The sequence below is a fragment of the Micromonospora sp. CA-240977 genome (genome assembly GCF_050942285.1).
Classification (GTDB): Bacteria; Actinomycetota; Actinomycetes; order Mycobacteriales; family Micromonosporaceae; genus Micromonospora.
This window is the reverse complement of record NZ_CP192055.1, coordinates 6,342,987-6,369,137: the sequence shown is the minus strand read 5'-3', so window position 1 is coordinate 6,369,137 and position 26,151 is coordinate 6,342,987. Positions and strand designations below refer to the sequence as shown.

The following is a 26,151-nucleotide window of genomic DNA, read 5'->3' as shown; positions in this document are numbered from 1 at the left end:
AAACCCGCCGTGGGCACTCTGCGTCACGCCAACGCGGGGTTTTCGTCACCCGCCGTTGCGAGTGAGGCTGAATCTTGCCTCTCGGGGGCCTCTGGCGGCCCTGGGCGGCCTTGGGCGGCCTTGATCGACACGGTTTTCATGATGTCGGGGCGTCCTGCTGATTTGATACCGCGGTTTCAACGATCGCGAGTGGATCATGCCCGGCTGCGCCTCGGCCGCCCTCGGCCCGGCTGATCACGTCTGACCGCGCCCTGCTGGTGCCCGGCCGCGCGCTCTCCGCGCTGCCCGCGCTGCCCGCGCTGCCCGCGCTGCCCGCGCTGCCCGCGCTGCCCGCGCTGCCCGGCGCTGCCCGCGCTGCCCGCGCTGCCCGGCGCTGCCCGCGCTGCCCGGCGCTGCCCGCGCTGCCCGCGCTGCCCGCGCTGCCCCGCGCTGCCCGCGCTGCCCGGCGCTGCCCGCGCTGCCCGCGCTGCCCCGCGCTGCCCGCGCTGCCCGCGCTGCCCGGCGCTGCCCGCGCTGCCCGGCGCTGCCCGCGCTGCCCGGCGCTGCCCGCGCTGCCCGCGCTGCCCGCGCGCACTCCGTGCGGGCCGTGTGCGGGTCCGGGGGTGGCCGGGCGCGGTCCGTGTGGCCGGGCAGGGTCCGCGGGCTGGCTGGGCGCAGTCCGCGGACCTGCGGTGGGTCCAGCCAGCTCGGCCGGGCTCCTCAGCTACGCGTGGCGGCGGCCAGAGTGGGGAACACAGACCTGGACGTCAACGCTTGCCGCCCGGCACCCATAGCACGTCTCCCGCCGGATTTGCCGTTCTTGACAGGATAAAGAGCAGATCGGAGAGCCGGTTGAGATACTTTGCCGGGAGGGTGCTGGTTCGTTCCGGATCGTGGCTGACCAGCGCCCACGCCGCGCGCTCGGCCCGCCGGGCGGTGGTTCGCGCCACGTGGAGCAGTGCCGCGCCGGGGGTGCCGCCGGGCAGGATGAAGGAGTCGAGCTTGCTGAGGCGTGCGTTGTACTCGTCGCACCAACCCTCAAGGCGCTCGACGTACTCCTCGGTGACCCGCAGCGGCGGGTACTTCGGCTCCGGCTCGACCGGGGTGGACAGGTCCGCGCCGACGTCGAACAGATCGTTCTGCACCGACTCCAGCACGCCCCGCAGTTCCTCGTCGAGCCCACCCAGGGCGAGCGCGACGCCGATCGCGGCGTTGCACTCGTCGACGTCCGCGTACGCGGCGATCCGTGGATCGGTCTTCGGCACCTGCTCGTTGTTGCTCAGCCTGGTCATGCCGGCATCGCCGGCCTTGGTGTAGATGCGCGTGAGGTGGACGGCCATGACGCACAGCCTACGGATTCCCGACCTGACGATCCCGGCGCGCCCGGACAGCGCGACCAGTTGGCCGGTGGTGGTGGGTCCCGGCGACGCGGGCGACCCGGCGGTCAACGATGTCGACGTCATCCGGGTGCACGGTGACGCCCGGCTCGCCGGCACCGTGCACGTGGTGGGGGCCAAGAACTCGGCGTTGAAGCTGATGGCCGCGGCGCTGCTCGCCCCGGGGCGCAGCGTGATCACGAACGTCCCGCGGATCACCGATATCGCGATCATGGGCGAGGTGCTGCGCCGGCTGGGCTGCGACGTCCGGTTCGACGCGGACGACCCGGTCGACCCGATGGTGGCCCGGGGTGGGGTGGCCCGGTCCCGTTCGGTGACCATCGACGTGCCGGAGCAGCCGGGCGCGGACGCCGACTACGACCTGGTTCGACGGTTGCGCGCGTCGATCTGTGTGCTCGGCCCGCTGCTGGCCCGCCGGGGGTACGTGCGGGTGGCCCATCCCGGCGGCGACGCCATCGGGTCCCGGGGGCTGGACATGCACATCTCCGGGCTGACCCGGATGGGCGCGGAGATCTCCGGTGAGCACGGCTTCGTCATCGCCGCCGCCCCGCACGGGCTGCGCGGCGCGGACATCGTGTTGGACTTCCCCAGTGTCGGCGCGACCGAGAACCTGGTGATGGCGGCGGTCCTGGCCCAGGGCGTCACGATGATCGACAACGCGGCCCGGGAGCCGGAGATCGTCGACATCTGCACGATGCTCAACCAGATGGGGGCGCGGATCTCCGGTGCGGGCACGTCCACGTTGCGCATCACCGGGGTGCCGGGTCTGCACCCGGTGCGGCACGCCACGGTGGGGGACCGGATCGTCGCCGGCACCTGGGCGTTCGGGGCGGCGATGACCCGGGGGGACGTGACGGTGACCGGGCTGGACCCGGCGTACCTGGAGGTCGCGCTGGACAAGGTGGTGGCGGCCGGTGGCCTGGTGGAGACCCGGGGGGACGGGTTTCGGGTACGGATGGACGACCGGCCCCGGGCGGTGGACGTGGTGACGTTGCCGTACCCCGGCTTCGCCACCGACCTGCTGCCGATGGCGATCGGACTGGCAGCGGTCAGTGATGGCGCCTCCCTGATCACCGAGAACATCTTCGACGGCCGGTTCATGTTCGCCAACGAGATGATGCGGCTCGGCGCGGACATCAAGACCGATGGGCACCACGCGGTGGTCCGCGGGCGGGATCGGCTCTCCGGCGCCCCGGTGCAGGCGACCGACATCCGCGCCGGCGCGGGGCTGATCATCGCCGGGCTCTGCGCGCAGGGGGTCACCGAGGTTTCCCACGTGCATCACGTCGACCGGGGTTACCCGGATTTCGTTGCCGATCTCCGCGCGCTCGGGGTGGCGGTCGAGCGGGGCACCACCCCGGAGGAACCGTCGCTGGAGATCTGAGGCGGTTGCGGAATACAACGCGGCGGATCGCCGCCTGGCCCCGGCCTTGCCGGAGGACACCTCCCCACCGCCACTTAGCCATCGTTCAGGCTCGCCGACTAGGGTGTTCGAAGGCACTCAATCGCAGCGAGGGAGAAGTAGATGGCGGGTCGACTCGCGGTCGTCGGGGCGGGGTTGATGGGTTCCGGCATCGCCCAGGTGGCGGCGCAGGCGGGCTGGCAGGTGACACTGCGCGACCTGGACGACGCGGCCACCGCCCGTGGGCTCGGCGGCATCCGGAAGTCCCTGGAGAAGTTCGCCGAGAAGGGCAAGATCGAGGCGTCCGAGGTCGAGGCGACGCTGGCCCGGATCACCCCGACCACCGAGTTGGAGGCGGCGGCGGACGCGGACATCGTGGTCGAGGCGGTCTTCGAGCGGCTGGAGATCAAGCACGAGGTGTTCCGCGCCCTGGACAAGATCTGCAAGTCGGACGCGGTGCTCGCCACAAACACCTCGGCCATCCCGGTCACCCAGATCGCCGCGGTGACCGAGCGGCCCGAGGCGGTCGTCGGCACCCACTTCTTCTCCCCGGTGCCGATGATGCAGCTCTGCGAGCTGGTGCGCGGTTACTCGACAAGCGACGCGACGCTGGACACCGCGCGAGCCTTCGCCGAGGAGATCGGCAAGACGGTGGTGGTGGTCAACCGGGACATCGCCGGCTTCGTCACCACTCGGTTGATCTCCGTCCTGGTGATGGAGGCGGTCAAGCTCGTGGAGTCCGGCGTGGTGTCCGCCGAGGACCTGGACACCGCCTGCCGGCTGGGCTTCGGGCACGCGATGGGCCCGCTGGCCACCACCGACCTGACCGGCGTGGACGTGCTGCTGCACGCCTCGAAGAACATCTACACCGACACGGCCGACGAGAAGTTCTTTCCGCCGGAGCTGCTCCAGCGGATGGTCACCGCCGGCGACCTGGGCCGCAAGACCGGCAAGGGCTTCTACACGTACTGAGTCGCGACGACCGGGGCGGCTGCCCGCCCCGGTCGACCGCTCAGCCGTCGCGCTTGGTGGTCCAGCGGAAGGTGGTCAGGCAGAGCACCACACCGATCACGCACCACAGGATCAGCACCAGCGCGACCCGGCCCAGCTCGAACGAGCCGCCCGGCTCCTGGGCGCCGAAGCTCTCCGGCAGGAAGACCGACCGCAGCCCCTGGCACATCCACTTGAGCGGGAACAGCGCCGCCACCTGCTGCATCCAGGTGGGCAGGTCGGTGAAGACGAAGAACACCCCGGAGATGAACTGGAGCACCAGGGCGACCGGGGTGACCACCGCCGAACCGCTGCGGGCCGTGCGGGCCAGCGACGAGATGGCGATGCCACACAGGGTGCACGCGGTCACCCCGAGCACGGCGACCCAGCCGAAGGTGGCCCACTTGCCGGCCGTGCCCGGCAGGTCGAGGTCGAACAACGCCACGGCGACGGCCAGCAGCAACGCGGTCTCGGCGATGCCGATCGCCACCACCATGATCACCTTGCCGGCGAACCAGACCCACTTGGGCATCGGCGTTCCCCGGTAGCGCTTGAGCACGCCCCGGTCCCGCTCGATCGGGATCCAGATGCCGAGGTTCTGGAAGCTCACAGTCATCAGGCCGGTCGCGATCATGCCGGTGATGAAGTACTGGGTGAACTTGACCCCGCCGCCGATCGTGCCATGGAAGATCGACGCGAAGATCAGGATCATGATGATGGGGAAGCCCATCGTGAAGACCACTGACTCCCGGCTGCGCAGGAACTGGGTGATCTCCAGTCGACCCTGGCGCAGGGCGAGCGCGCCGGCGCCGGGCCGCCGGCCTCGGGTGGCGGCGACCGGCGTGGCCGGCTTCGTCGTGGTCGTCATCGCGCGTGTCCGATCATGGTGAGGTAGACGTCCTCCAGGGTCGGCCGGGTCACGGTGAGCCCGGGGACCTCGCCGCCGTAACGCGCGGCCAGGTCGGCCACGAGGGCCGTCGGCGTCGCGGTCTGCGCACTCTCCGGCGACCCGTCCGGGGTACGCCAGGAGACGGTGGCCAGGGCCTCCTGCCGGTTGCCCAGTTGCTTCGGGGCGGCCACCTCGACCAGCCGGCCGCCGGCGATCACCCCGACCCGGTCGGCGAGCGTCTCCGCCTCGTCCAGGTAGTGGGTGGTCAGCACGATTGTGGTGCCGGCCGCGGCGAGGTCGCGGATCAGCTCCCAGAACTCGCGGCGGGCCTCCGGGTCGAAGCCGGTGGTCGGCTCGTCGAGGAAGAGCAGCTCGGGGCGGCCGATGATGCCCAGCGCCACGTCCAGGCGGCGCTTCTGCCCGCCGGAGAGCGTGTGCGTCCGCGCCTTCGCCTTGCCGGCCAGCCCGACCCGTTCGATCACCTTGTCCGGGTCGTCCGCGTCGGGGTAGAAGCCGGAAAAGTGCCGGATCACCTCGGCCACTGTCAGCTCGTCGAACTCGCCGGTGCCCTGGAGCACGATGCCGACGCGGGAGCGCCAGTCGGCGTCCGGGTGCGCCGGGTCCGTGCCGAGCACCGAGACCTCGCCGGCATCCCGGCTCCGGTAACCCTCGAGGATCTCCACGGTGGTGGTCTTGCCGGCGCCGTTCGGGCCGAGCAACGCGAACACCTCGCCCCGGCGCACGTCGAGGTCCACACCCGCCACCGCGACGTTGTCGCCGTACGCCTTGCGCAGCCCGCGGACGGAGATGGCCAGCTCGTCATCCATACCGTCCAGTGTGCGTCCTGACCTGGCGGGCAGGGTGCCCGGGGTATGGCGGTGCGCACCACAGCGCGCACTTCGCGCCCGGACGTCCCCGACATGGACCTGTGTGGTTTTCCACAGCCCGTTTTACTGAACGGTAACTTAAGCTCCAGCCATGGATGAGACGGCATCTTCGGGGCGGCTGCCCGAGCGGGACCGCCCGTGGGTGATGCGCACCTACGCCGGCCACTCGTCGGCGACCGCGACCAACGCCCTCTTCCGCCGCAACCTGGCGAAGGGACAGACCGGCCTCTCGGTCGCCTTCGACCTGCCCACCCAGACCGGGTACGACCCGGACCACGAGCTGGCCGCCGGCGAGGTCGGGCGGGTCGGCGTGCCGGTGGCGCACCTCGGCGACATGCGCGCGCTCTTCGACGGCATACCGCTCGCCGAGATGAACACCTCGATGACGATCAACGCCCCGGCGATGTGGTTGCTCTCCCTCTACGGCACCGTCGCCGAGGAGCAGGGCTGGACCCCCGAGATGCTGTCCGGGACCACCCAGAACGACATCATCAAGGAGTACCTGTCCCGGGGGACGTACATCTTTCCGCCGGCCGCGTCGCTGCGGCTCACCGCCGACGTCGTCGCCCACACGCTGACGACGATGCCCCGGTGGAACCCGGTGAACATCTGCTCGTACCACCTCCAGGAGGCCGGGGCCACGCCCGTGCAGGAGGTCGGCTTCGCGCTGGCCACCGCGGTCGCCGTGCTCGACGCCGTCCGTGACTCCGGTCAGGTGCCGCCCGAGCGGATGGGCGACGTGGTGCAGCGGATCTCGTTCTTCGTCAACGCCGGGGTGCGTTTCGTCGAGGAGATCGCCAAGATGCGCGCGTTCGGCGTGCTCTGGGACGAGATCACCCGGGACCGGTACGGGGTCACCGAGGCCCGGCAGCGGCGCTTCCGCTACGGCGTGCAGGTCAACTCGCTGGGCCTCACCGAGGCGCAGCCGGAGAACAACATCCAGCGCATCGTGCTGGAGATGCTCGGGGTGACGATGTCCCGTGACGCGCGGGCCCGCGCGGTGCAGCTGCCCGCCTGGAACGAGGCGCTCGGCCTGCCCCGCCCGTGGGACCAGCAGTGGTCGCTGCGGATGCAGCAGGTCCTGGCGTACGAGTCGGATCTGCTCGAATATCCCGATCTCTTCGCCGGCTCGCACGTGATGACGGCGCTCGTCGACGAGGTCGTCGCCGGGGCGCGGGTCGAGCTGGACAAGGTGCTGGAGCTGGGCGGGGTGGTCGCCGCCGTGGAGACCGGCTACCTCAAGAGCGCGCTTGTCGCCTCGCTGGCCGAACGCCGCCGGCGGATGGAGTCCGGCGCCGACGTGGTGGTCGGGGTCAACCGGTACGCCGAGACCGAACCCTCCCCGCTGACCGCCGCCGGGGCGGAGGCCGTCGAGCAGGTCGACCCGGCGGTCGAGGCGGCCGCCGTGGACGGCGTACGGCGGTGGCGGACCGATCGGGACGCGGACGCGGTCGACGCGGCCCTCTCCCGGCTTCGCGCGGACGCCGCGACCACCACCAATCTGATGCCCGCCACCCTGGAGTGCGTGCGGGTCGGGGTGACCACCGGCGAGTGGGCCGGAGCGCTGCGGCAGGTCTTCGGCGAGTACCGGGCGCCGACCGGCCTGGCCGGTGCCGCCGGCAGCGGCGGGGACCCGGGCCTCGCCGCCGTCCGCGAGCGGGTCGTCGCCACCGCCCGGGAGCTGGGCAGCGGCCGGCTGCGGCTGCTGGTCGGCAAACCCGGCCTGGACGGGCACTCCAACGGCGCGGAGCAGATCGCGGTACGGGCTCGCGACGCCGGCTTCGAGGTCGTCTACCAGGGCATCCGGCTGACCGCGGGGCAGCTCGTCGCCGCCGCCGTCGAGGAGGACGTCGACCTGGTCGGGCTGTCCGTGCTCTCCGGATCCCATCTGGCCGCCGTGCCCGCGGTGCTCGACGGGCTGCGCGCCGCCGGCCGGGCGGACCTGCCGGTGGTCGTGGGCGGCATCATCCCCGCCGGTGACGCCGACACGTTGCGGGCGGCCGGGGTGGCCCGGGTCTTCACCCCGAGGGACTTCGCCCTCACCGGCATCATCGACGACCTGGTGACTGTCATCCGGCAGGCCAACGACCTGCCCTGACCCCCGCTGGGGTGGGTCAGCGGCCGGCGTACGTCATGCAGTCGGCCAGGTCGTTGTCCGGGCCGACCTTGATCGACGAGGCGTGGCACTCCAACTGCTCGTTGTGCCGACAGTCGGCGCGCTGGCAGGCGCCGACCTGGGCGGTCAGGCCCTCCACGCCACCCCGTACTGGCGACTCGACGAAGGTGTGGCAGTGCGCGTGATCCATGCTGCCGATGGTGATCGCGAAGGCGTGGCAGTCACCCGACTGGTTGTACGCGCACGCGGCGACGACACATTCCTGGACTCGGGGCATCTCCAACGCTGCGGTCATGCCAACCTCCTCTAGGTCTTTGCCCTGATCCTAGGCTTTTGCCGATCCGGCCAACCCCGATATGGCCGCCCGCCGGCGTGGAGGGACGCCGCGGGTCAGCTCGGTTGGCGACGGCGGGCCGACCCGTGCGGGACGACAAGGCCCGCCTCGTACGCGGCCACCACCGCCTGGGCGCGGCTGCACAGGTTCAGTTTGGTCATGGTCCGGTTGATGTGGGTCTTGACCGTCGCCTCGCTGAGTACCAGGGTCTCGGCGATCTCGCCGTTCGTCATTCCCCTGGCGACCAGCCGCAGCACCTCCAACTCCCGGGCGGTCAACGCGCCCAGGTCCGGTGGCGGCCCGACCGGGTCCCGGTCCCGGCGGGTGTACGCCTCGATCAGCCGCCGGGTTACCGTCGGCGCGAACAGCAGCTCACCCTCGGCAACGGTCTCGATGGCGGCGAGCAACCGTTGTGGCGGGGTCTCCTTCAGCAGGAAGCCACTCGCGCCGCCGCGAAGCGCGGCGTAGACGTACTCGTCCAGGTCGAAGGTGGTGAGGATGAGGATCCGGGGTGGCGTGTCGGTGGCCGCGGCGAGGATCCGCTCGGTGGCCCGGACGCCGTCGAGCCCGGGCATCCGAATGTCCATGAGGATGACGTCCGGACGGGTCGACCCCGCCAGGGCCACCGCCTCGTGACCGTTGGCCGCCTGACCCACCACCTCCAGGCCCGGGGCGGCGCTGATCAACGCCGAGAGGCCGGCACGGATGAGCACCTGGTCGTCCACCACGAGCACTGTGATCACGAGAGATCCCTCCCCGGGTCGGCGCGGTCGTCGTCCACCATCGCAGGTATCGGCAGGGTGAGAACAACCTCGAAGCCGCCCTCCGGGTGTGGCCCGGCGGTCAGCGTGCCGCCGTAGAGGTGCGCTCGTTCCCGCATGCCAACCAGACCGTGGCCCTCGGTGACTCCGCTCGGGCCCGCCCCCGGCCCGCCGTCGTCCCGGACCCGAGCGGTCAGCCGGTCCCGGGCGTAGTGCAGTGCCACCGTCGCCGCCGCCGTCGGCGCGTGTTTGAGCACATTGGTCAGACCCTCCTGAACTACCCGGTAGGCGCAGAGATCGATGCCCGGTGGCAACGCTCGTACGACGCCACTCGTGCTCGTCTCGACCCGTACGCCGGCGGCCCGGACCCGCTGGATCAGCTCGTCGAGCTGATCCAGGCCGGGAGCGGGGGCGTACGAGCCGCTCTCCTCGCCGCCGTCGGCGTTCAGTCTTAACAGGGACAGCAGTCGACGCAGCTCGTCCAACGCCTCGCCGCTGGTCTCCAGCACGGTACCCAGTGCGTTTTGAGCGGTCTGCGGATCGGTGGCGAGGACGTACCGGGCGAGCCCCGCCTGGACCGAGATGACCGACATGTGGTGGGCGACAACGTCGTGCAGCTCCCGGGCTATGCGGACCCGCTCCTCGACGACGGCACGACGGGCGCGCTGCTCCTGCTCGTACTCCAGTTGCCGGGCCACCCGGGCGAGCCGCTGGTTGCTCGCGGCCAACTGCCCCGCGCCGTGCCCGATCCACGCCACCACGCCGGTCCACGCCACGCCCTGCACGATGGCGACCAGCAGGGACTCGTGGCCGGCGTACACCCAGACCGTGGCCGCGATCACCGCGGCGGCGAGTGCCGTGCGGACCCGGCGCCTCGCGGCGACCGTGTAGAGCGCCAGCAGCATGCCCGGACTGTTCACCACCGGCCAGTAGCCGAGCTCGATGTAGCCGGCCCAGACGGCGCAGTACACCACCAGGACGGCCGTCGGTGCCCGTTGCCGCGCCACCAGCAGCGCACCGAGCAGGCAGGTCAGGGCGTAACCCGGCAGGTCCATCGGGCGGATCCCCGCCGGTGGCTGTTGGCTGGCCAGCGCCAGGCCGACGGCGACCGTCGCGGTGGCCAGTAGTCCGTCCACGAGGAGCGGGCGGTGACCCACGAGACGCCGCAGGCGGCCCGGCCACCGTGCCGCATGAGCGACCATGCGCGCACGGTAACCCGGCCCCCGGGCGGGGGTCGTCAACCCGTGAGGGGCTTTCGCCCTACCGCGCTGGTTGTACGTGGGCGTGGGTCTCCCGACCCTCCGATGCCGGTCGCCGCCGCGCCGGTACCGCCAAGGTTTCCACGAACGTCAATCCGTTGCGGGACGATCCAACGCCGTCGTGTCCGTAGCGTCCTCGCTGTGGTTGGCGACTCCCGCCGGCCCGATCAGGAGGAGGTGCAGGATGGCGACAAGGACCAGGATGCGACGCTGGGCCGGCCGCGCCGCGGCCGTCGCCGCGCTCGCGGGGGTGGGTCTCGCCGCGACGGCAACGGCGGCCCAGGCCGCCGACGAGTGGTACGAGGTGGCTGGCAAGAGCGGCACGTGTCGGCTCGCCCAGAGCCTGATCTACGGGGCGTACGGCGATGCCGAGATCTGTTGGCGCGGTACCGAGGTCTGGGTCCGGGGTTACATCGAGGACACCGAGCCGGACGGGTACCGGGCGGTGCTCCAGATCCGCTACCACGTCGACGGAGACGGGGACTTCCACTACCGGAACTACCTCAGCGACACCAATTCCGCGAACGGCGGGACCTCGGCGTCCTCCTGGTCGAAGGCGCGGTACCCGACCAAGGACCTCCACGCGCGAGCCTGTACCTACAGCGGTTCGACGCAGATCGCCTGCGACGGCACCTGGCGGTGACCGCGGGTGTACGGCGGGACGGGCCAGAGGGGGATGCCCGTCCCGCCGTACCTCGGCGAACAGTCAGACGCGGAAGCCGGCGGCGCGGGCCGCCTCGCGTTCCCGGCGGCGTTCCGAGCGCCGCCGGAGGAACCAGTAGACGAAGACCACAAGGCCGAGCAGGAAGGCCAGCACCAGCACCGGCAGGATGACCGCCACCAGGGAGACCACCACGCTGGCGGCGTCCTCGGCGGTGCTGGCCACCGGGGCGCCGAACCCGGCGGTGGTCGCGTTGATGACCGGCCGTGCCGCCGACTTGAGCAGGTGCACGCCCAACGCCAGCAGCACGCCGGTGACGACCGGAACCCACTGGTGCGACGAGAAGAAACTCCCCGGGTCGCTGACCGTCACCGTCTCCGACGAGGATCCGGCGCCGAAGGCCAGGCCGCCGGCGGTGGGCCGGACCACGGTCTGCACCACGTCGTTGATGTGGTCGACCACGGGGACCTTGTCCGCCACCGTCTCCACGGCGAGCAGCACGGCCAGGATGACGATGACCCAGCCGTTGCCGAGCCAGGTCCAGCCGCTGGGCAGGTCGACGAGGTCGGTGTAGCGGCCGAGGAGACCGAGGATGAGTAGGGGGATGTAGGCGTTCAGACCCGCTGAGGCGGCGAGGCCGGTGCCGGTGATGACTTCGAACACGGTCTCAGCATCGCACCGACGCGCCAGTGCCGCTCGGTGGCGACCGGTGGGTCCTCGGCTACCCTCGTCGGGTGCGGTTGGTCATTGCGAAGTGCTCGGTGGACTATGTCGGACGGCTCTCGGCTCACCTGCCGCTGGCCACCAGGTTGCTGATGGTGAAGGCGGACGGGTCGGTGTCGATCCATGCCGACGACCGGGCGTACAAGCCGTTGAACTGGATGAGCCCGCCGTGCCGGCTGGAGGAGGCCCCCGGCGTGTGGCGGGTGGTCAACAAGGCCGGCGAGGAGCTGCGGATCACCCTGGAGGAGATCTTCCAGGACACCTCGTACGAGCTGGGGGTGGACCCGGGCCTGCGCAAGGACGGGGTGGAGGCGCACCTACAGGAGTTGTTGGCCGCCAACCCCGGTGCGTTGGGTGAGGGGTTCACGCTGGTCCGCCGCGAGTACATGACCGCGATCGGCCCGGTCGACCTGCTCTGCCGGGACGCCAACTCCGGTGCGGTCGCCGTCGAGGTCAAGCGGCGCGGCGACATCGACGGTGTGGAGCAGTTGACCCGGTACCTCGAGTTGATGAACCGTGACCCGCTGCTCAGCCCGGTGGTCGGGGTCTTCGCGGCTCAGGAGATCAAGCCGCAGGCCCGGGTGCTCGCCGCCGACCGGGGCATCCGGTGCGTGGTCGTGAACTACGACCGGCTGCGGGGCATCGAGAAGGACGAACTGACGCTCTTCTGATCGGCTCACCCGCCGGTACGCACCGCGATCAGCGACTTGGGCAGGCCGAACGCCCGCTCGACAAGCATCGTCGAGTCGGGGAAGTAGTGGCGCATCTGCGAACGGTCCAGCAGTTCGGTCCAGAGCACCTGGTGGATGGCGGCGTCGTGGCTGCGGGTCGGCTTGTGGCCCAGCGGCCAGCGGCGGGCGAGCGCGGTGCGCAGTCGCACCGGCAGGAACTGCATCCCGGGCGCGATCCAGTGTGGCTCGATGGGGAAGTAACGGTAGGGCGTCTGCACCCAGTGCCGGTCGGCAAGCCCCCGGGCGGCGGCGGCGAAGCGCAGCCGGCGTTCGTGCCCGCCCACATGCTCCAGAACCGAGTTGGAGAAGACCAGGTCGTACTCGCTCTTGGCGAGGCGCGGGGGCAGGTCACAGGCGTCGGCCTGCTCGACGTGGGCCCAGTCCGGCACGACGGCGGGCGGCTGCTCCAGGTTGATGACTGTCACCCGGGCCGGCCGGACCGTCGCGCGGTGCCAGGTGCCGAGCCGGCCGCCGAGGTCGACCACGTGCATGTCGTTGATGCCCGGAAAGGTGCGCGCCAGCCAGTCCGAGCGATGCCGGCGCCGCCGCGCGCCCCACGACTGCTCGCTGTCGACAAGGCGGTAGCGCAATCGATTGGGGCCCATTTAACGCAATGTACCGCCGCCGACACCGCGTATAAACATGTGGATACGCCGATCCTTGTTGATGATCGGTTATCCGACACTCACCTTCCGTACATAATCTTGATGGCCTTGACGAGTCGGGACACGTCGGTCGGGGTCCGTTCGAAGGTCATCGACGGCAGCAGCGAGCGGGCCCGGCGGCGGGTGACGGCCTTGGCCCGGCCGAACTCGCGCAGCCCGTCCTCCCCGTGGATCCGCCCGAAGCCGGAGTCGCCGACCCCGCCGAACGGCAGGGTGGACATGCCGGCGAAGGTCAGTGAAGAGTTGATCGAGGCCATTCCGGAGCGCAGCCGCCGCGCGATGGACACCGCCCGCCGCCGGCCGAAGACCGAACCACCCAGGCCGTACGGCAGGGCGTTGGCGCGGGAGACGGCCTCGTCGGCGTCGCGGACCCGGCTGATGGTCAGCGTGGGGCCGAAGGTCTCCTCGCGGACGGCGGCCGAGTCCTCCGGGACGTCCACAAGCACTGTGGGGTGCACGTACGGCGGTTGCACGGCGCTCGGGCCGCCGAGCACGGCACGCCCGCCGGAGGTGATCGCGGCGTCGATGTGCCGGCGGATCACGTCGAGCTGTGCGGGCATGGTGATCGGCCCGATGTCGGTGCCCTCCGGCCCGACGGTCAACTTGCCGGCCCGGGTCACCACCTTGTCGACGAAGGCGTCGAAGACCGCGTCGACGGCGTACACCCGCTCGATGCCGATGCAGGTCTGGCCCGCGTTGGTCATGCCGCCCCAGACGCACGCCTCGGCCGCGGCGTCCAGATCCGCGTCGCTGTCGACGATCATGGCGTCCTTGCCGCCGCCCTCGATCAGCACCGGGGTCAGTGTCTCGGCGCAGGCGGCCATCACCTTCCGGGCGGTGGCGGTCGAGCCGGTGAAGGCCACCTTGTCGACCCCGGAGCGGCACAGCGCGGCGCCCACGTCACCGAGCCCGTGCACGGCGGTGAACACCTGGTGCTCGGGCACCACCTCGGCGAAGGTGTCCACCAGCCACTGGCCGGCGGCCGGGGTGTACTCGCTCGGCTTGAGCACCACTGCGTTACCGGCGGCCAACGCGTACGCGGCGGAACCGATCGGCGTGAAGACCGGATAGTTCCACGGCCCGATCACCCCGACCACGCCGTGCGGCTGGTATTCGAGGTGGCCGGAGAACTCGGCGAGGATGAGCCGGGAGCGCACCCGGCGTGGGCCGAGCACCCGGCCGGCGTTGCGGGCGGCCCAGTCGATGTGCTCGATCGCGGTGACGATCTCGACGATGGCGTCGGCGACCGGCTTGCCACCCTCGACGTGCACCAGCTCGGCCAGCTCCTCGATGCGCGTGGCGAGCAGGGCACGCCACCGCAGCATCCGTGCGCGGCGGTCGGTGAAGCCGAGCCCGGCCCACCACCCGCCGGCGACGCGGGCGTCCTCGACGGCCCGCCGCACGTCGGCGTCGGTCGCGACCGGGAAGCGGCCGGCCTCGGCGCCGGTGGCCGGGCTGGTGGAGACCAGCCGCCCCGCCTCGATGACCGGGAGACCCGGGACATGCACAGCCGTCATGGCGGAAGTCTAGACCCGAGGATTACTCACCGGTAGGTCCGAATCGTGGCCGACCGGCCCGGCGTCGTACCCCTGCGACTGATCGTTTGTCAGTGCAGGTCACGGTGTTTGTGGTGAACGAGGCCCGCCCGAATCGTCGAACGGCGGGTAGCCGGGAGGTGGCGAGGAGCTGACCGGCCGGTCGGTATCGATGATTACCGTCTGATGGCAGGCTGACGCGCGGAGTAACGGTGTGGGGTGGAGGGCTGACTGTCCATGGAGGAACATCCGGAATTGATGCCACTGTTGACGGTGGCGGGTGGGCCGATGCGCGGCGCGAGTTTTCGACTGCGGGTCGAACCGCAGGTGGTCGGTCGGGCGCCGACCGGTCACGTCGTCATCAGCGACCCGCACCTGAGCCGCCGCCACGCGGAGGTGTGGCTGGCACCGGAGGGCCCGTCGCTGCGGGACCTCGGCTCGACAAACGGCACCTGGCTCAACGACCGCCGGATCACCGAGGTCGAACGTCTCTCCGACGGCGACGTGATCCGACTCGGCCGTACCGAACTGCGCCTCTTCGACCCGGGGGTGGCACACACCGATCCGGTGGGGCTCAGCTTCGGCCCGGCCCGGCGGGACGTCCGACCGACACTGCCGCTGCCGTTGGCCGCGCCGCCCAGCGCCCGCCGCTGACCGGCGCACCGCCGACCCGGGCGTGGCCCACACCTGGGCCCCGCCGGGGATGGCGGTCCGACACCTGGACCGGTGTCGGCGGGCGTGGCACCATCCCGCGGATGGAAACCGAGCAGCGGAGCGTGACGGCGAACGGCATCACCCAGGCGGTCCGGGTGGCCGGCCCGCCGGACGGCGCCCCGGTGCTGCTGATCCACGGCAACTGCTCGTCCGCGCTGTTCTGGGAGCCGCTGGTCCGGCGGTTGCCGCCGACGCTGCGGGTGGTCGCCCCCGACCTGCGCGGGTACGGCGACTCCGCGACGGCCCCGGTGGACGCCACCCGAGGGCTGCGGGACTTCGCCGACGACGTGGCCGCCCTGCTTGACGACCCGACGCTCTTCGGCGCCCGTGACACCCGCCCGGTGGTGGTCGGGCACTCCCTCGGCGGCGGAGTGGCGATGCGACTGCTCGTCGACCACCCGGACCGGGTGGGCGCGTTGTTGCTCGCGGCGCCGGTCTCCCCGTACGGCTTCGGTGGCACCCGCGACCTGACCGGCACACCGACCACTCCCGACTTCGCCGGCACCGGCGCGGGCACGGCGAACCCGGACTTCGTGGCCCGGCTCGCCGCCGGCGATCGGAGCGCGGACACGCCGGCCAGCCCACGTGCTGTCCTGCGAGCCACCTACGTGGCCGATCCGGCGGCACTTGGCGCGGACGAGGACCTGCTCCTGGACACCGTGCTCTCCACCGCCACCGGGGACGACAACTACCCGGGCACGGCGGTGCCCTCGCCGAACTGGCCGGGCACCGCGCCGGGGGAGCGTGGCGTGCTCAACGCGCTCGCGCCGACCTGGTTCCGGCTCGCCGACGAGCTGGTGGCCGTCCCCGACAAGCCCCCGGTCACCTGGGTACGCGGCGACGCCGACGTCATCGTCTCGGACACCTCGCTGTTCGACCTGGCGTACCTGGGCTCGCTGGGTCTCGTGCCGGGCTGGCCCGGCGAGGAGGCCTGCCCGCCGCAGCCGATGGTCGGCCAGACCCGGTCGGTGCTGGAGCGGTACGCGGCGGCCGGCGGCGCGTACCACGAGGTGGTGCTGCCCGGCTGCGGACACAGCCCGCACCTGGAGCGGCCGGCGGAGTTCGTCGCGGAACTGCTGGCGCTGACCACCGGGCCCACCGCCTAGCGCCCCACGTCGTGGGCGGTGAAATATGCCACGGCGTCTCGACAACCAATCGTCACGTGGCAGACTCGCGCGCATAGCCTTAGCGGCCGTTCAGGGGCCGTGCGGAGTGTCTGGGGAGGCGGGTCGTGGCGCGCGAGTTCAGCACCGTGGGTGTGGTGGGGCTGGGCACCATGGGTGCCGGCATCGTCGAGGTCTTCGCCCGCAACGGCATCGACGTCGTCGCGGTCGAGATCTCCGAGCCGGCGCTGGAACGCGGCCGGGCCACCCTCACCGCCTCCACCGACCGGGCCGTCGCCAAGGGCAAGCTCGCCGCGGCGGACCGCGACGCCCTGCACGAGCGGGTGCACTTCGCTGTCGGACTGCCCGCGCTGCACTCCGTCGACCTGGTCATCGAGGCGGTGCCCGAGCACCTCGACCTCAAGCAGCGGATCTTCGCGGAGCTGGACCGGGTCTGCCGACCGGAAGCCATCCTCGCCACCAACACCTCGTCGCTGAGCGTCACCGAGATCTCGGTGGCCACCACCCGGCCCAACCAGGTGATCGGCATCCACTTCTTCAACCCGGCGCCGGTGATGAAGCTGGTCGAGGTGGTTCGCACCGTTGTCACCTCGCCCGAGGTGGTCGCCGATGTGGAGGCGCTCTGCGCCCGGCTCGGCAAGGTCGACGTCACAATCAACGACCGGGCCGGTTTCATCGCCAACGCGCTGCTCTTCGGCTACCTCAACCACGCGGTCGCCATGTTCGAGTCGCACTACGCGGCCCGGGAGGACATCGACGCCGCGATGAAGCTCGGCTGCGGCCTGCCAATGGGCCCGCTGGCGCTGATGGACCTGATCGGCCTGGACACCGCGTACGAGATTCTGGACACCATGTACCGGCGCGGCGGGCGGGACCGCCGGCACGCCCCGGTGCCGCTGCTCAAGCAGATGGTGACCGCGGGGCTGCTCGGTCGGAAGTCCGGTCGGGGCTTCTACACCTACGAACGGCCCGGCTCGCCGGTGGTCGTACCGGATGAGGCGACGCCGCCGACGACGGAGGCCGGGCTCGCCGACGGCGCGCGCGCCATCGCGAAGGTGGGCGTCGTGGGCTCCGGAACGATGGCCACCGGGATCATCGAGGTCTTCGCGAAGGCCGGCTACGAGGTCGTGTCGGTGACCCGCGGCGCGGAGAAGTCCGCGACGGTCTGCGAGGCGGTGAAGACCTCGCTGAACAAGGGCGTGGTGCGCGGCCGGCTCGCCGAGGCCGACCGGGACGCCGCGCTCGGCCGGATCAGCTGGTCGGCCACGCTCGACCACCTCGCCGACGTCGACCTGGTGGTCGAGGCCGTGGTCGAGGAGTTGAGCGTGAAGAAGGCGCTCTTCGCGAGCCTCGACGAGATCTGCAAGCCGGGCGTGGTGCTGGCCACCACGACCTCCTCGCTACCGGTGATCGACGTGGCGATGGCCACCCACCGACCGGCCGACGTGGTGGGTCTGCACTTCTTCAACCCGGCGCCGGTCATGCCGCTGGTCGAGGTGGTCCGCACCATCCGCACCTCCCCGGAGGCCACCGCCACCGCCCGCGCCGTCTGCGCCGCGCTCGGCAAGACCGGTGTCGTCTGCGGCGACCGGTCCGGGTTCATCGTCAACGCGTTGCTCTTCCCCTATCTGAACGACGCGGTGAAGATGCTGGAGGCCAGCTACTCGACGGCCGACGACATCGACCACGCCATGAAGCTGGGCTGCGGCTACCCGATGGGCCCCTTCGAGCTGCTCGACGTGGTCGGGCTGGACGTCGCGCTGGCGATCCAGCGGGAGCTGTACCTGGAGCTGCGCGAGCCGGGCTTCGCGCCCGCGCCGCTGCTGGAGCACCTGGTCACCGCCGGCTACCTCGGGCGCAAGGCCCGGCGCGGCTTCCGCGACCACGCGCACCGCTGACCGGGTCAACGCCACGGCGTGCCTGCGGCGTCTGCACTGTGTGACCTTCGAGGAGTACGTCAGCAGCCGGGGACCGGCGCTGGTCCGGCTCGCCCGGCTGCTGACCGGTGACGAACACCGGGCCGAGGACCTCACCCAGGAGGTGTTGTCCCAGGCGTACGTGCACTGGCGGAGGATCGCCCGCGTCGACCGGCCCGACGTGTACGTGCGTCGGATGCTCGTCAACGCCAACCACTCCTGGTGGCGGCGCCGGTCCAGCCGCGAGCTGGTCGTCGACTCCTTCGCCGAGCGGGCGCAACGTGGCGACCTCGGCGGCGAGGCGGCCGACCGGGACGAGATGTGGCGGCTGATCCTCGGGCTGCCCGACCGCCAGCGGGCGGTGCTGGTGCTGCGCTACTACGAGGACCTCGACGACGCGACGATCGCCCAGATCCTGGACTGTTCGCCGGTCACCGTCCGTACCCACGCGATGCGGGCGCTCGCCAACCTCCGGGAGCGCTGCGGCGCCCCGGCCACGAACGGGAGCCGACCGTGACAGACCTCGACCAGCGGATCGACCAGACGCTGCGCGAGCGCGCCGAGGGCAGCGTGGACACCGACCGGCTGCTGACCGTCGCGGTGTCCCGGGGTCGGGCGCGGATCCGCCGCCGACGTACCACCGCTGGCACGGTGCTCGGCGTGGTGGCCGTGTTCGGCGCGGGCGTGACGATCGGTCCGGTGCAGCTCTCCGCCTCCGGACCGCACGTCGTCATTCCCGGGCTGGGCCGGCCGAGTGGCGCCGTGGAGGCCGTGACACCGCCCCGGCTCGACGGCGTACCGGGCGCGGCGGACCGACCCGACCTGGTCGGCGCCGACCCGAACGTGCTGCACTTCGGGTTCGCGCCGGACGGCCCCCGATACCTCTCCTGGTCGGTGCAGAGCGGCGTGGAGATGGCGCGCCTCGACATCGACGGGCGCACCGTCACCGTGGAGCTGGCCGCGTCCGCGGACGCCCTGCCCATGCGCGCGCAGGGCCTGCCGGCACTGGTGCCGGAGCTGATCAGGGACGGCGTCTTCGACGGGTCGGTGTCGCACGCCGAGGGTCCGTACGGCGTCCTGGCCTGGCTGCGGCACTGGCAGCCCGCCCCCGGGGTGTACGCGCGGGCCAGCGGCAGCGGCCCGGACGAGCGGGGCCTGTTCGCCGTGGCCGCCGCGTTGCGGCTCGACCAGGCGCACCGCTGCGGCGGCCCGCTGCGGCTCACCGCGCTGCCGGCGGGCGCGCAGCTCACCAGGTGCGAGGTGACCGTGGCACCGTTCCCGGCGGCGTTCGGCGTGGTGATGATGGTCTCCGGAAACACTCCGGGCGCCATCCAGGTGCAGTTGCAGTACGCGGACAGCATCGCCGAGAATCGCACCGACGCGAACCGGACGATCGGCGGCAGACCCGCGCACGTCGACCGGCAGAACGGGGAGCTTGAGCTGCTCGGCTTTCCCAAGGCCCACCTGACCGCGAACCTCGGCCGGCTGGGGCAGGGATACGACGAGGAGGACGCGGCAACGGTGCTGGGCGGGGCACGGGTCGCCGAGTCGCTGGACGAGCCCGCGACCTGGTGACCGACCGGGCCGGGTCACCAGACGGACCGTACGCTTGGTGACTGTGAGCCCCCGTCGCAATCGCCCTCGCCGGGACGAGAACGCCAACCTGGACGACGACCGCGTCCGGCAGGGCGTCGCCTCGGTGCAGCAGTGGACCGACGGCGCCTGGCAGGTACGCGGCATCGGCGCGGGGGCGTCCGTCAAGACGTACCGCTGCCCCGGCTGTGACCAGGAGATCCGACCCGGGGTGGCGCACCTGGTGGCCTGGCCGGCCGACGGCCTGGGTGACCTGACCGACCGACGGCACTGGCACAGCGGCTGCTGGCGGGCCCGGGACCGGCGCGGCCCGGCGGTGCAACGCGGCCGGGGCAGCCCGCGCTACTGAGCGACCCGGCCGAGGGTGCCGCTCGCCGCGGCTCAGCGACCTGGATCACGCTGTTCGTGCCTGGGCGGGCGGCGGCGGTGACTTCACGACACACTTGGGCGGTGAGCACAGCGATCCGCGCGTCGTCGATCCTGCCCGGCCGCCGGGAGGACATCGAGCTGCACACCGCCGACGGTCTGCGGCTGGTCGGCGAGCTGGCCCTGCCGGCCGACCGGCCGCCGGTGGCCACCCTGGTCTGCCTGCACCCGCTGCCCACCCACGGCGGAATGATGGACAGCCACGTCTTCCGGAAGGCGGCCTGGCGGTTGCCCGCCCTGGCCGACCTGGCTGTGCTGCGGTTCAACACCCGGGGCACCAGCAGCCTGCGCGGCACCAGCGAGGGAGCGTTCGACCGCGCGGTGGGCGAGCGGTACGACGTGGCCGCCGCCATCGAGTACGCGGAGTTCGCCGAGCTGCCCACCATCTGGCTCGTCGGCTGGTCGTTCGGCACCGACCTGGCCCTGAAGTACGGCTGTGACCCGGCGGTCGCCGGGGCGATCCTGCTCTCCCCGCCGCTGCGCTTCTCGACACCTGCGGACCTGGACACCTGGGCCGCCTCGGGTCGGCCGCTCACGGCGCTGGTGCCCGAGTTCGACGACTACCTGCGGCCGGCCGAGGCGCGGGAGCGGTTCGCCGCCGTGCCGCAGGCCGAGGTGGTCGGGGTGCCGGGCGCCAAGCACCTCTGGGTGGGCGACGCGGAGACGGTGCTCGACGAAATCGTCCGGCGGGTCAACCCGGCCGTCGAGGTGCCGCTGCCGACGACCTGGGACGGCCCGGTGGAGGCCGGCGACGTCAGCGCGTACGCCGACCGGACGGTGGCCTCGTTCGCGGACACGCCAGTGCCGCAGCCGGGCGACTGACGCCTCACCCTCTCTCCTGGCGGGGCAACACCACCTCGCGCAGGATCAGCTGCAGCGCGGCCACCGTGGGGATGGCGATCAGCGCGCCCACCACGCCCAGCAGCGCCACGCCGAGCAGCGCGGCCAGCAGGGCGGCCACCTCGTTGACCTCCACCGAGCGCCGCATCACCTTCGGGTAGATCAGGTAGTTCTCCACCTGCTGGTAGACGAGGAAGAAGACCGCGCAGGCGATACCGGTGGGCAGGTCGGCGGCGAAGCCGACCAGACTCAGGATCACCGCGCCCAGGGTGGCGCCGATCTGCGGGATCAGGTCGGTCACCGCCACCACCACGGCCAGCGCGAACGGGTACGGCAGCCCGACGATCAGCGCGAAGACGAAGGTGGTCGCGCCGGCCAGCACCGCGATGCTCAGCGCGCCGACCATGTACGCCCCGACCTTGGCCAGGATCTCGTCGCCGATCAGCTGCACCCGCTCCCGCCGGGACCGCGGCACCAACGAGTAGCCCAGGGCGCGCAGCTTGTTGAAGTAGGCCAGAAAATAGATCGTGAGCACCAGCACGGTCAGCGTCCGGAACACCGTGCCGAAGATCAGTTGTGCGCCGCCCAGCACCCCGCCGAGCGCCCGGCCGACGGTCTGCGCGTTTGCCGCGCCCTGCACGCGCTCCACCACGTCGTACCGCTCCACCAGGTCGTTGACCGTCGGATTGCGGCGCAGCTCGTCGAGCAGGCTCGGGATCTGGTCGATGAACTGCCCCGACTGCGTCACGATCGGCGGAACCAGCGCGACCACGCCGCCGCAGAGCAGCAGCACCACTGTCAACGCGACAGCCGCCACCGCCAGGCCGTGCGGCACACCCCAGCGGCGGAGCCGGACCACCGCCGGGTTGAGGCCGACCGCCAGGAAGAGCGCGATCACCACAAGCACCAGGATGCCGCCGGCATTGCGAATCCCCAGATAGAGGGTGTACGCCAGCAGCACGCCCAGCGCCCCGGTGAACCCGACCAGGAAACTGCTGCGGCGCAGCGGACGCCCCGGTGTGCCGAACTTCCCGGACGGGACCGCCGGCGGCTCGTCCGGGTCGATTCCCGGAGCGGGAACCGGCACCGGCGGTGGCGTTTCCGCTGGCGGGGGTGTCTCTGCTGGTGGTGGCGTCTCGGCTGGCGGGGGCGTCTTTGCTGGTGGTGGCGTCTCGGCTGGCGGGGGCGTCTGCGCGGGCAGGGGGCCGGGGGTCACCTTCGGGTCGTCGCCGGACGGGTCGTGCTGTGGCACCAGGGACCTCCCGGCTCAGGCGGTGGGACGAGGGGTGGCGGCCACGAACGCCCGCCACGCGGCCGGCGCGAAGACCAGCACCGGGCCGGGCCGGTCCTTACTGTCCCGCACCCCCACCAGTCCGGGCAGGTTGTCCGCCACCTCGACACACTCACCGTTACCGCTACGGGTGGACGTGCGCCAGCGTGCACCGGTCAGGTTCATGACGTTACAACTTTCTTCATCAGCTCGATCGACTGCTGGCAGGGCAGCGCACTGTTTCTGATCATCTCCCAGCGCGTCAGCAGCGTAGCCACTTCCTGGTCGCCGTCGACCACAAGGCCGTCAATCTGGTGCTCCACGTGCCCGACCCCCCGCCGTCCGAGCCTTGGACGAGGCTGAACGGGACCCGACAGCCCGACGTGCAATCCGGCCCCGGCCGGGACACCCCGCGGCCCGCGGACGCCGAACGTCCCGCTGCGACCCATGTGGTGCTGCCGGGCCGACGGCCTGCCGTTGCCCTGCGCGGACGGGCGGCTGCTGCGCATGTGGTGCTGCCGGGCCGACGGCCTGCCGTTGTTCAGCGGATGCCGCGCAAATCTTGGACAGTTTCCGTTACGCGCTGACGGAAACTGTCCAAGATCTGGTGGTCTGGTGGCGTCGCGGCGGTGAAGGCTGTCCGGATGCTGCCTGCCGACGACGCCGACGCACTCGACTGGCTCGCCTTCGAGCAGGCGGGCGTGCTGACGACCGCGCAGGTCTCCAGCCTGCTCAGCGAGGGGACGGTGCGTGGGCGAATCCGCTCCGGCCGGTGGCGGTCGATCTGCCGCGGGATCCTGCTGACCACCAACGGTCGCCTGAGCCGCGACCAACAGCTCTGGGTGGCGGTGCTGGCAGCCGGGCCAGGTGCGATGCTGGCCGGGGTGACCGCAGCCGCCGAAGCCGGGGTACGAGGGCTGCGCCGCGAGCCACTGCACGTGCTGGTGCCGGCCGCCCGCCGTGCCGCGCGGACCTCTCTGCGTCGCCTCCCGATCGACATGCCCGCGGTGCTGGTGCATCGCACGTCGGTGCTGCCGGACTCGCACCGGCAACTCGCCCGTCCACCGCGCACCACGACGGCCAGAGCGCTCATCGACGCGGCGGGATGGGCAGTCGGAGTGGAGGAGGCGCAGGGGGTGCTGGCGGGTGGTTGTCAGCAGCGGCGGGTGGTGCCCGAGGAGAGTTGCAGGCGGTGCTCGACGTCCTCCCCCGAGCGCCCCGCCGGCACCTGATCCAGCAGAGCGTCAGTGACATCGCCGGCGGCGCGCAGGCGCTCTCCGAGATCGACTTCCTGCGTCTCTGTCGCCGGCATCGGCTGCCCGTACCTGATCTTCAAGAACATCGCGTCGACGCGGCGGGCCGTAACCGATGGCTGGACGCGTACTGGCGACAGTGGCGGGTGCAGGTCGAGATCGACGGCGCGCACCACATGGACGCCCGGCAGTGGGCGGACGACATGCGTCGGCAGAACGACGTCTGGACCAGCGGCGAGCGGATCCTGCGCTTTCCGGCCTGGCTGGTCCGCGCCCGCCCCGACGAGGTCGCCGACACCGTCCGGCGGGCCCTCGTCGCAGCCGGCTGGACCCCCACCCAATCCCAGCGCCATCCGACGCACAAATAGACCTTGGACAGTTTCCGTTAGGCGATAACGGAAACTGTCCAAGATCTCGAAGCTCGTACCCGTCAGTCCTTCTCGATGGTGACCTTGCTGGGCTTGGCGCTGCGCTCGTCGGTGGTCGGCTTGCTGGGTCGCTTGCCGTTCTCACCGGTGCTGGTGATCTTGGTCGGCTTGGCGCCCCGGCCACCCTCGCCCGGAACGGCGGCCACTGTCGGCTCGCCGTCCACGCCGGCGCTGGCCGCGCCTCCGTCTACGGTGGTCACCGGCTCCGCCACCGGCCGGGTCGTGGCCTGCCCGGCGCCGTTGGCCTCGGCGTTCACCGGCTGCCGCGTGTCGGCGGGCTCGCTCTTCAGGCCGGTGGCCGCACCCGACCCCGGCGACGTGCCCGCGTCCACGGTGGCCGGGTCGGACCCGGGCGAGGTGCCCGCGTCGGCGGTCGCCGGGCCGGACCCGGGTGACGTGCCCGCGTCGACGGTCGCCTTGCCGGACCCGGTCGCGCCATCGTCGGCCGCGCTCCTGCTCACCCCATCGCCAGCGGTCGCGCCGTCGGCGCTCGGCAACCGCAGCTCGGCCATCTGCCGCTTGAGCTCGTCGGACTCCTGCCGAGACTTCCACGTCTCCTGCCGCAGGTCCGCGAGTTGCTGCTGGGCCTGGGCGATCTCCAGCATCACCTGGGCGAGCTGCTGTCGGCCCGCCGCCGACTCCTGCTGCGTGGCCGCCAGGTGCTGCTGGGTGGTGGCCAGGTGCTGCTGGGTGGTGGCCGCGTACTCCTCGAACTGTCGACGGGAGGCCGCGACGTGCTCGTCTGCCTCGCGCCGCTTGTCGGCGGCCTCGGTCTTCGCCCGGCTCAGCAGCTCGGCGGCCTCCGCCTCGGACCGCTGGCGGAGAGCGGCCGCGTCCTGCTCGGCCGCCTGAAGAACCCCGGCCGCGCCCTGCTCGATCTCGTTCTTACGCGTGGAGTATTCGGTTTCCAGCTCGTTCTTGCGGCTCGTGTACTCGGATTCCAACTCGTCGCGGCGGGCGGTGAAACCCGTCTCCAACTCCTGCTGACGGCTGGCGAACCCGGTCTCCAACTCCTGCTGGCGGGACTTGTGCTGCTTGTCCAGCTCGTCGCGGCGCTTGGCGAACTCCTGCTCGGCAGTGGACCGACGCTGCGCCAACTCCCGGTCGGCCGCCTCCCGACGCGAGTTGACCTCCTGCTCCACGCCGGCCCGCCACGCGCCCAGCTCCTGCTGCGTCTGGGCCCGGGTGTGCTGCACGTACGCCTCGGTCTCGGTGCGCATCCGCTGCACGTACGCCTCGGTCTCGGCGCGGCTGCGCTTCGCCGCCTCGGTGGCCTGCGTGGTCAGCCGCTCCGCCTCCTGCTGCGCCTTGGCGCGGGTGGCCCGGCCGGCCATCGACGCATCGTCGATGATCTGCTTTGCCTCCTGCTGCGCCTTGGCGTGGCTGGCCCGGCCGGCCTCGGTCGCGGTGTCGGTGAGCCGCTTGGCCTCCTGAAGGGCCTTGGCGTGCACCTCCTTGGCGGCCTCGCGCAGGTCGCTGGCCTCCTGCCGGGCGTTGGCCAACGTCTCGCGGGCCGTCTCGCGTAGCTTGGTCGACTCCTGTTGGGCCCGGGCGTGGATCTCCTTGGCGCTGTCCCGCAGCTGGGTGGCCTCCTGCTGGGCCTTCGCCAGTGCGTCCTGCGCCGCCTTGCGCAACTGCGCCGACTCGTCCTTGGCGGACCGCAGAGTGGCCTCGGCCTCGGCCCGCCGGGCGGCACTGTGCCGCTCCTCCTCGGAGCGTCGCGCGGCGAGAGCGATCTCGAAGTCCTTCAGTGCCCGCGCGGACTGCTCGCGGGCCTCCTCGATGATGTGCTCGGCCGCGGCACGGCGGGCCTCGACCTCCACGTTCGCATCGGACACGACCTTCTCGGCCAGCTCCTGGGCCTGCGTCACGATCGAGTCGACAAGTGGGCCGAGGTGGCGGAGCGAGGCCGGGTCGACCACGTTCATCTGCTTGCGTACCTGCGTCAGGTCACGCTGGAGCACCTCGACCTGGCCGGCGAGCTTGTGGATCTGTGTATACGCCTGTTCCCGTTCGGAGGCGAGGGTCGCGATCTCGTGCTCAGCACGCGCGACGTACCGATCAACCTGTTTCTTCTCGTACCCCCGCAGAGCGGACTCGAAGCTGGGCTCCGTCGTCACGTCCCCGCCGAGAGCGAACAGTTCCTCGCCGTGCGACATGCCCCCATCCTCACACGCAACAGGGCCTGCTGGGGCGATACGGACGCGCCTTGTGCGAGCTACTTCACTCCGTTGCGAGCGGGGGATACCAACGGTTGG

The 26,151-nt window shown here is 71.7% G+C and carries 28 protein-coding genes; 15 read left to right on the top strand and 13 right to left on the bottom strand.

Features of this window, described 5'->3' with window-relative positions; translation table 11 throughout:
• Positions 1–257 precede the first annotated feature (257 nt).
• Entirely contained in the window at positions 258–773 is a 516-nt protein-coding gene (locus ACQPWW_RS28845; RefSeq protein ID WP_433126867.1) for a hypothetical protein, read from the top strand.
• Here ACQPWW_RS28845 and ACQPWW_RS28840 read toward each other — a convergent pair.
• Entirely contained in the window at positions 747–1,319 is a 573-nt protein-coding gene (locus tag ACQPWW_RS28840; protein WP_433126865.1) for a cob(I)yrinic acid a,c-diamide adenosyltransferase, read from the bottom strand. The two genes, ACQPWW_RS28845 and ACQPWW_RS28840, sit on opposite strands and share 27 nt — an antisense overlap.
• Between ACQPWW_RS28840 and murA the strand changes: the two genes are divergently transcribed.
• The gene (murA, locus tag ACQPWW_RS28835) at positions 1,318–2,760 is read left to right on the top strand and encodes a UDP-N-acetylglucosamine 1-carboxyvinyltransferase (RefSeq protein WP_433126863.1); all 1,443 of its coding nucleotides are present in this window, start codon (positions 1,318–1,320) and stop codon (positions 2,758–2,760) included. The two genes, ACQPWW_RS28840 and murA, sit on opposite strands and share 2 nt — an antisense overlap.
• Before the next feature lie 141 nt (positions 2,761–2,901).
• Positions 2,902–3,750 carry a 3-hydroxyacyl-CoA dehydrogenase family protein gene (locus ACQPWW_RS28830; protein WP_433126861.1) on the top strand — a complete coding sequence of 283 codons (849 nt, stop codon included), beginning with the start codon at positions 2,902–2,904 and terminating at the stop codon, positions 3,748–3,750.
• 40 nt (positions 3,751–3,790) lie between these two features.
• On the opposite strand, the gene ACQPWW_RS28825 is transcribed toward ACQPWW_RS28830, so the two are convergent.
• Positions 3,791–4,636, bottom strand: coding sequence for an ABC transporter permease (locus tag ACQPWW_RS28825; protein WP_433126860.1), 846 nt, complete (start codon positions 4,634–4,636; stop codon positions 3,791–3,793).
• On the bottom strand, positions 4,633–5,484 hold the full coding sequence (locus ACQPWW_RS28820) for an ABC transporter ATP-binding protein (protein WP_433126858.1): 852 nt from the start codon (positions 5,482–5,484) through the stop codon (positions 4,633–4,635). The genes ACQPWW_RS28825 and ACQPWW_RS28820 overlap by 4 nt, the downstream gene beginning before the upstream one ends.
• Before the next feature lie 151 nt (positions 5,485–5,635).
• Between ACQPWW_RS28820 and ACQPWW_RS28815 the strand changes: the two genes are divergently transcribed.
• A complete protein-coding gene (locus tag ACQPWW_RS28815) occupies positions 5,636–7,642 on the top strand; it encodes a protein meaA (RefSeq protein WP_433126856.1) in 2,007 nt (668 codons plus the stop codon).
• Between the two features lie 16 nt (positions 7,643–7,658).
• Here ACQPWW_RS28815 and ACQPWW_RS28810 read toward each other — a convergent pair whose 3' ends face one another.
• From ACQPWW_RS28810 to ACQPWW_RS28800, 3 genes are all read right to left on the bottom strand, one after another.
• Positions 7,659–7,955: a DUF1540 domain-containing protein gene (locus ACQPWW_RS28810; RefSeq protein WP_433126854.1), complete on the bottom strand. Its 297-nt coding sequence runs from the start codon at positions 7,953–7,955 to the stop codon at positions 7,659–7,661.
• Positions 7,956–8,050: 95 nt separating this feature from the next.
• Positions 8,051–8,737 (bottom strand): response regulator, encoded by a 687-nt coding sequence (locus ACQPWW_RS28805; RefSeq protein ID WP_433126852.1) that lies wholly within the window; start codon positions 8,735–8,737, stop codon positions 8,051–8,053.
• On the bottom strand, positions 8,734–9,957 hold the full coding sequence (locus ACQPWW_RS28800) for a sensor histidine kinase (protein ID WP_433126850.1): 1,224 nt from the start codon (positions 9,955–9,957) through the stop codon (positions 8,734–8,736). The genes ACQPWW_RS28805 and ACQPWW_RS28800 overlap by 4 nt, the downstream gene beginning before the upstream one ends.
• Before the next feature lie 241 nt (positions 9,958–10,198).
• On the opposite strand from ACQPWW_RS28800, the gene ACQPWW_RS28795 reads away from it, so the two are divergent.
• On the top strand, positions 10,199–10,657 hold the full coding sequence (locus ACQPWW_RS28795) for a hypothetical protein (RefSeq protein ID WP_433126848.1): 459 nt from the start codon (positions 10,199–10,201) through the stop codon (positions 10,655–10,657).
• Positions 10,658–10,720: 63 nt separating this feature from the next.
• On the opposite strand, the gene ACQPWW_RS28790 is transcribed toward ACQPWW_RS28795, so the two are convergent.
• On the bottom strand, positions 10,721–11,338 hold the full coding sequence (locus tag ACQPWW_RS28790) for a DUF4126 domain-containing protein (protein WP_433126846.1): 618 nt from the start codon (positions 11,336–11,338) through the stop codon (positions 10,721–10,723).
• Between the two features lie 71 nt (positions 11,339–11,409).
• Here ACQPWW_RS28790 and nucS point away from each other — a divergent pair, with 71 nt between their 5' ends.
• On the top strand, positions 11,410–12,069 hold the full coding sequence (gene nucS, locus ACQPWW_RS28785) for an endonuclease NucS (RefSeq protein WP_433126844.1): 660 nt from the start codon (positions 11,410–11,412) through the stop codon (positions 12,067–12,069).
• A 5-nt stretch (positions 12,070–12,074) separates the two neighbouring features.
• Here nucS and ACQPWW_RS28780 read toward each other — a convergent pair whose 3' ends face one another.
• Positions 12,075–12,734, bottom strand: a complete 660-nt coding sequence (locus tag ACQPWW_RS28780) for a class I SAM-dependent methyltransferase (RefSeq protein WP_433126843.1) — start codon at positions 12,732–12,734, stop codon at positions 12,075–12,077.
• Positions 12,735–12,814: 80 nt separating this feature from the next.
• Positions 12,815–14,311 carry an aldehyde dehydrogenase family protein gene (locus tag ACQPWW_RS28775; RefSeq protein WP_433126841.1) on the bottom strand — a complete coding sequence of 499 codons (1,497 nt, stop codon included), beginning with the start codon at positions 14,309–14,311 and terminating at the stop codon, positions 12,815–12,817.
• 276 nt (positions 14,312–14,587) lie between these two features.
• On the opposite strand from ACQPWW_RS28775, the gene ACQPWW_RS28770 reads away from it, so the two are divergent.
• The 7 genes from ACQPWW_RS28770 (at position 14,588) to ACQPWW_RS28740 (ending at position 20,924) form a co-directional block, all read left to right on the top strand.
• Positions 14,588–14,983, top strand: a complete 396-nt coding sequence (locus ACQPWW_RS28770; RefSeq protein ID WP_433126839.1) for an FHA domain-containing protein — start codon at positions 14,588–14,590, stop codon at positions 14,981–14,983.
• Between the two features lie 101 nt (positions 14,984–15,084).
• On the top strand, positions 15,085–16,149 hold the full coding sequence (locus ACQPWW_RS28765) for an alpha/beta hydrolase (RefSeq protein ID WP_433126837.1): 1,065 nt from the start codon (positions 15,085–15,087) through the stop codon (positions 16,147–16,149).
• Between the two features lie 125 nt (positions 16,150–16,274).
• Entirely contained in the window at positions 16,275–18,065 is a 1,791-nt protein-coding gene (locus ACQPWW_RS28760) for a 3-hydroxyacyl-CoA dehydrogenase family protein (RefSeq protein WP_433126835.1), read from the top strand.
• 40 nt (positions 18,066–18,105) lie between these two features.
• Positions 18,106–18,600, top strand: coding sequence for a SigE family RNA polymerase sigma factor (locus ACQPWW_RS28755; protein WP_433126833.1), 495 nt, complete (start codon positions 18,106–18,108; stop codon positions 18,598–18,600).
• Entirely contained in the window at positions 18,597–19,658 is a 1,062-nt protein-coding gene (locus ACQPWW_RS28750) for a hypothetical protein (protein WP_433126832.1), read from the top strand. The genes ACQPWW_RS28755 and ACQPWW_RS28750 overlap by 4 nt, the downstream gene beginning before the upstream one ends.
• Positions 19,659–19,695: 37 nt before the next feature.
• Positions 19,696–20,025 (top strand): hypothetical protein, encoded by a 330-nt coding sequence (locus tag ACQPWW_RS28745; RefSeq protein ID WP_433126830.1) that lies wholly within the window; start codon positions 19,696–19,698, stop codon positions 20,023–20,025.
• Positions 20,026–20,126: 101 nt separating this feature from the next.
• A complete protein-coding gene (locus tag ACQPWW_RS28740; RefSeq protein ID WP_433126829.1) occupies positions 20,127–20,924 on the top strand; it encodes an alpha/beta hydrolase in 798 nt (265 codons plus the stop codon).
• Between the two features lie 4 nt (positions 20,925–20,928).
• On the opposite strand, the gene ACQPWW_RS28735 is transcribed toward ACQPWW_RS28740, so the two are convergent.
• From ACQPWW_RS28735 to ACQPWW_RS28725, 3 genes are all read right to left on the bottom strand, one after another.
• Positions 20,929–22,008 carry an AI-2E family transporter gene (locus ACQPWW_RS28735; protein WP_433134637.1) on the bottom strand — a complete coding sequence of 360 codons (1,080 nt, stop codon included), beginning with the start codon at positions 22,006–22,008 and terminating at the stop codon, positions 20,929–20,931.
• Between the two features lie 201 nt (positions 22,009–22,209).
• On the bottom strand, positions 22,210–22,398 hold the full coding sequence (locus tag ACQPWW_RS28730) for a DUF397 domain-containing protein (RefSeq protein ID WP_433126828.1): 189 nt from the start codon (positions 22,396–22,398) through the stop codon (positions 22,210–22,212).
• Entirely contained in the window at positions 22,395–22,661 is a 267-nt protein-coding gene (locus tag ACQPWW_RS28725) for a Scr1 family TA system antitoxin-like transcriptional regulator (RefSeq protein ID WP_433134635.1), read from the bottom strand. The genes ACQPWW_RS28730 and ACQPWW_RS28725 overlap by 4 nt, the downstream gene beginning before the upstream one ends.
• Positions 22,662–22,856: 195 nt before the next feature.
• Here ACQPWW_RS28725 and ACQPWW_RS28720 point away from each other — a divergent pair, with 195 nt between their 5' ends.
• Both ACQPWW_RS28720 and ACQPWW_RS28715 read left to right on the top strand, forming a co-directional pair.
• Positions 22,857–23,444 carry a hypothetical protein gene (locus ACQPWW_RS28720; RefSeq protein WP_433126827.1) on the top strand — a complete coding sequence of 196 codons (588 nt, stop codon included), beginning with the start codon at positions 22,857–22,859 and terminating at the stop codon, positions 23,442–23,444.
• Entirely contained in the window at positions 23,405–23,833 is a 429-nt protein-coding gene (locus ACQPWW_RS28715) for a DUF559 domain-containing protein (protein WP_433126826.1), read from the top strand. The genes ACQPWW_RS28720 and ACQPWW_RS28715 overlap by 40 nt, the downstream gene beginning before the upstream one ends.
• Positions 23,834–23,895: 62 nt before the next feature.
• On the opposite strand, the gene ACQPWW_RS28710 is transcribed toward ACQPWW_RS28715, so the two are convergent.
• Positions 23,896–26,052 (bottom strand): hypothetical protein, encoded by a 2,157-nt coding sequence (locus tag ACQPWW_RS28710; RefSeq protein ID WP_433126824.1) that lies wholly within the window; start codon positions 26,050–26,052, stop codon positions 23,896–23,898.
• Between the last annotated feature and the right edge of the window lie 99 nt (positions 26,053–26,151).

Coding starts and splice junctions, on each gene's coding strand:
- ACQPWW_RS28825 (WP_433126860.1), bottom strand. CDS start 4,636: ATGACGACCACGACGAAGCCGGCCACGCCGGTCGCCGCCACCCGAGGC.
- ACQPWW_RS28770 (WP_433126839.1), top strand. CDS start 14,588: ATGCCACTGTTGACGGTGGCGGGTGGGCCGATGCGCGGCGCGAGTTTT.
- ACQPWW_RS28710 (WP_433126824.1), bottom strand. CDS start 26,052: ATGTCGCACGGCGAGGAACTGTTCGCTCTCGGCGGGGACGTGACGACG.
- ACQPWW_RS28800 (WP_433126850.1), bottom strand. CDS start 9,957: ATGGTCGCTCATGCGGCACGGTGGCCGGGCCGCCTGCGGCGTCTCGTG.
- ACQPWW_RS28765 (WP_433126837.1), top strand. CDS start 15,085: ATGGAAACCGAGCAGCGGAGCGTGACGGCGAACGGCATCACCCAGGCG.
- ACQPWW_RS28840 (WP_433126865.1), bottom strand. CDS start 1,319: ATGGCCGTCCACCTCACGCGCATCTACACCAAGGCCGGCGATGCCGGC.
- ACQPWW_RS28815 (WP_433126856.1), top strand. CDS start 5,636: ATGGATGAGACGGCATCTTCGGGGCGGCTGCCCGAGCGGGACCGCCCG.
- ACQPWW_RS28795 (WP_433126848.1), top strand. CDS start 10,199: ATGGCGACAAGGACCAGGATGCGACGCTGGGCCGGCCGCGCCGCGGCC.
- ACQPWW_RS28725 (WP_433134635.1), bottom strand. CDS start 22,661: ATGGGTCGCAGCGGGACGTTCGGCGTCCGCGGGCCGCGGGGTGTCCCG.
- ACQPWW_RS28775 (WP_433126841.1), bottom strand. CDS start 14,311: ATGACGGCTGTGCATGTCCCGGGTCTCCCGGTCATCGAGGCGGGGCGG.
- ACQPWW_RS28810 (WP_433126854.1), bottom strand. CDS start 7,955: ATGACCGCAGCGTTGGAGATGCCCCGAGTCCAGGAATGTGTCGTCGCC.
- ACQPWW_RS28820 (WP_433126858.1), bottom strand. CDS start 5,484: ATGGATGACGAGCTGGCCATCTCCGTCCGCGGGCTGCGCAAGGCGTAC.
- murA (WP_433126863.1), top strand. CDS start 1,318: ATGACGCACAGCCTACGGATTCCCGACCTGACGATCCCGGCGCGCCCG.
- ACQPWW_RS28780 (WP_433126843.1), bottom strand. CDS start 12,734: ATGGGCCCCAATCGATTGCGCTACCGCCTTGTCGACAGCGAGCAGTCG.
- ACQPWW_RS28720 (WP_433126827.1), top strand. CDS start 22,857: ATGCTGCCTGCCGACGACGCCGACGCACTCGACTGGCTCGCCTTCGAG.
- ACQPWW_RS28730 (WP_433126828.1), bottom strand. CDS start 22,398: ATGAACCTGACCGGTGCACGCTGGCGCACGTCCACCCGTAGCGGTAAC.
- ACQPWW_RS28830 (WP_433126861.1), top strand. CDS start 2,902: ATGGCGGGTCGACTCGCGGTCGTCGGGGCGGGGTTGATGGGTTCCGGC.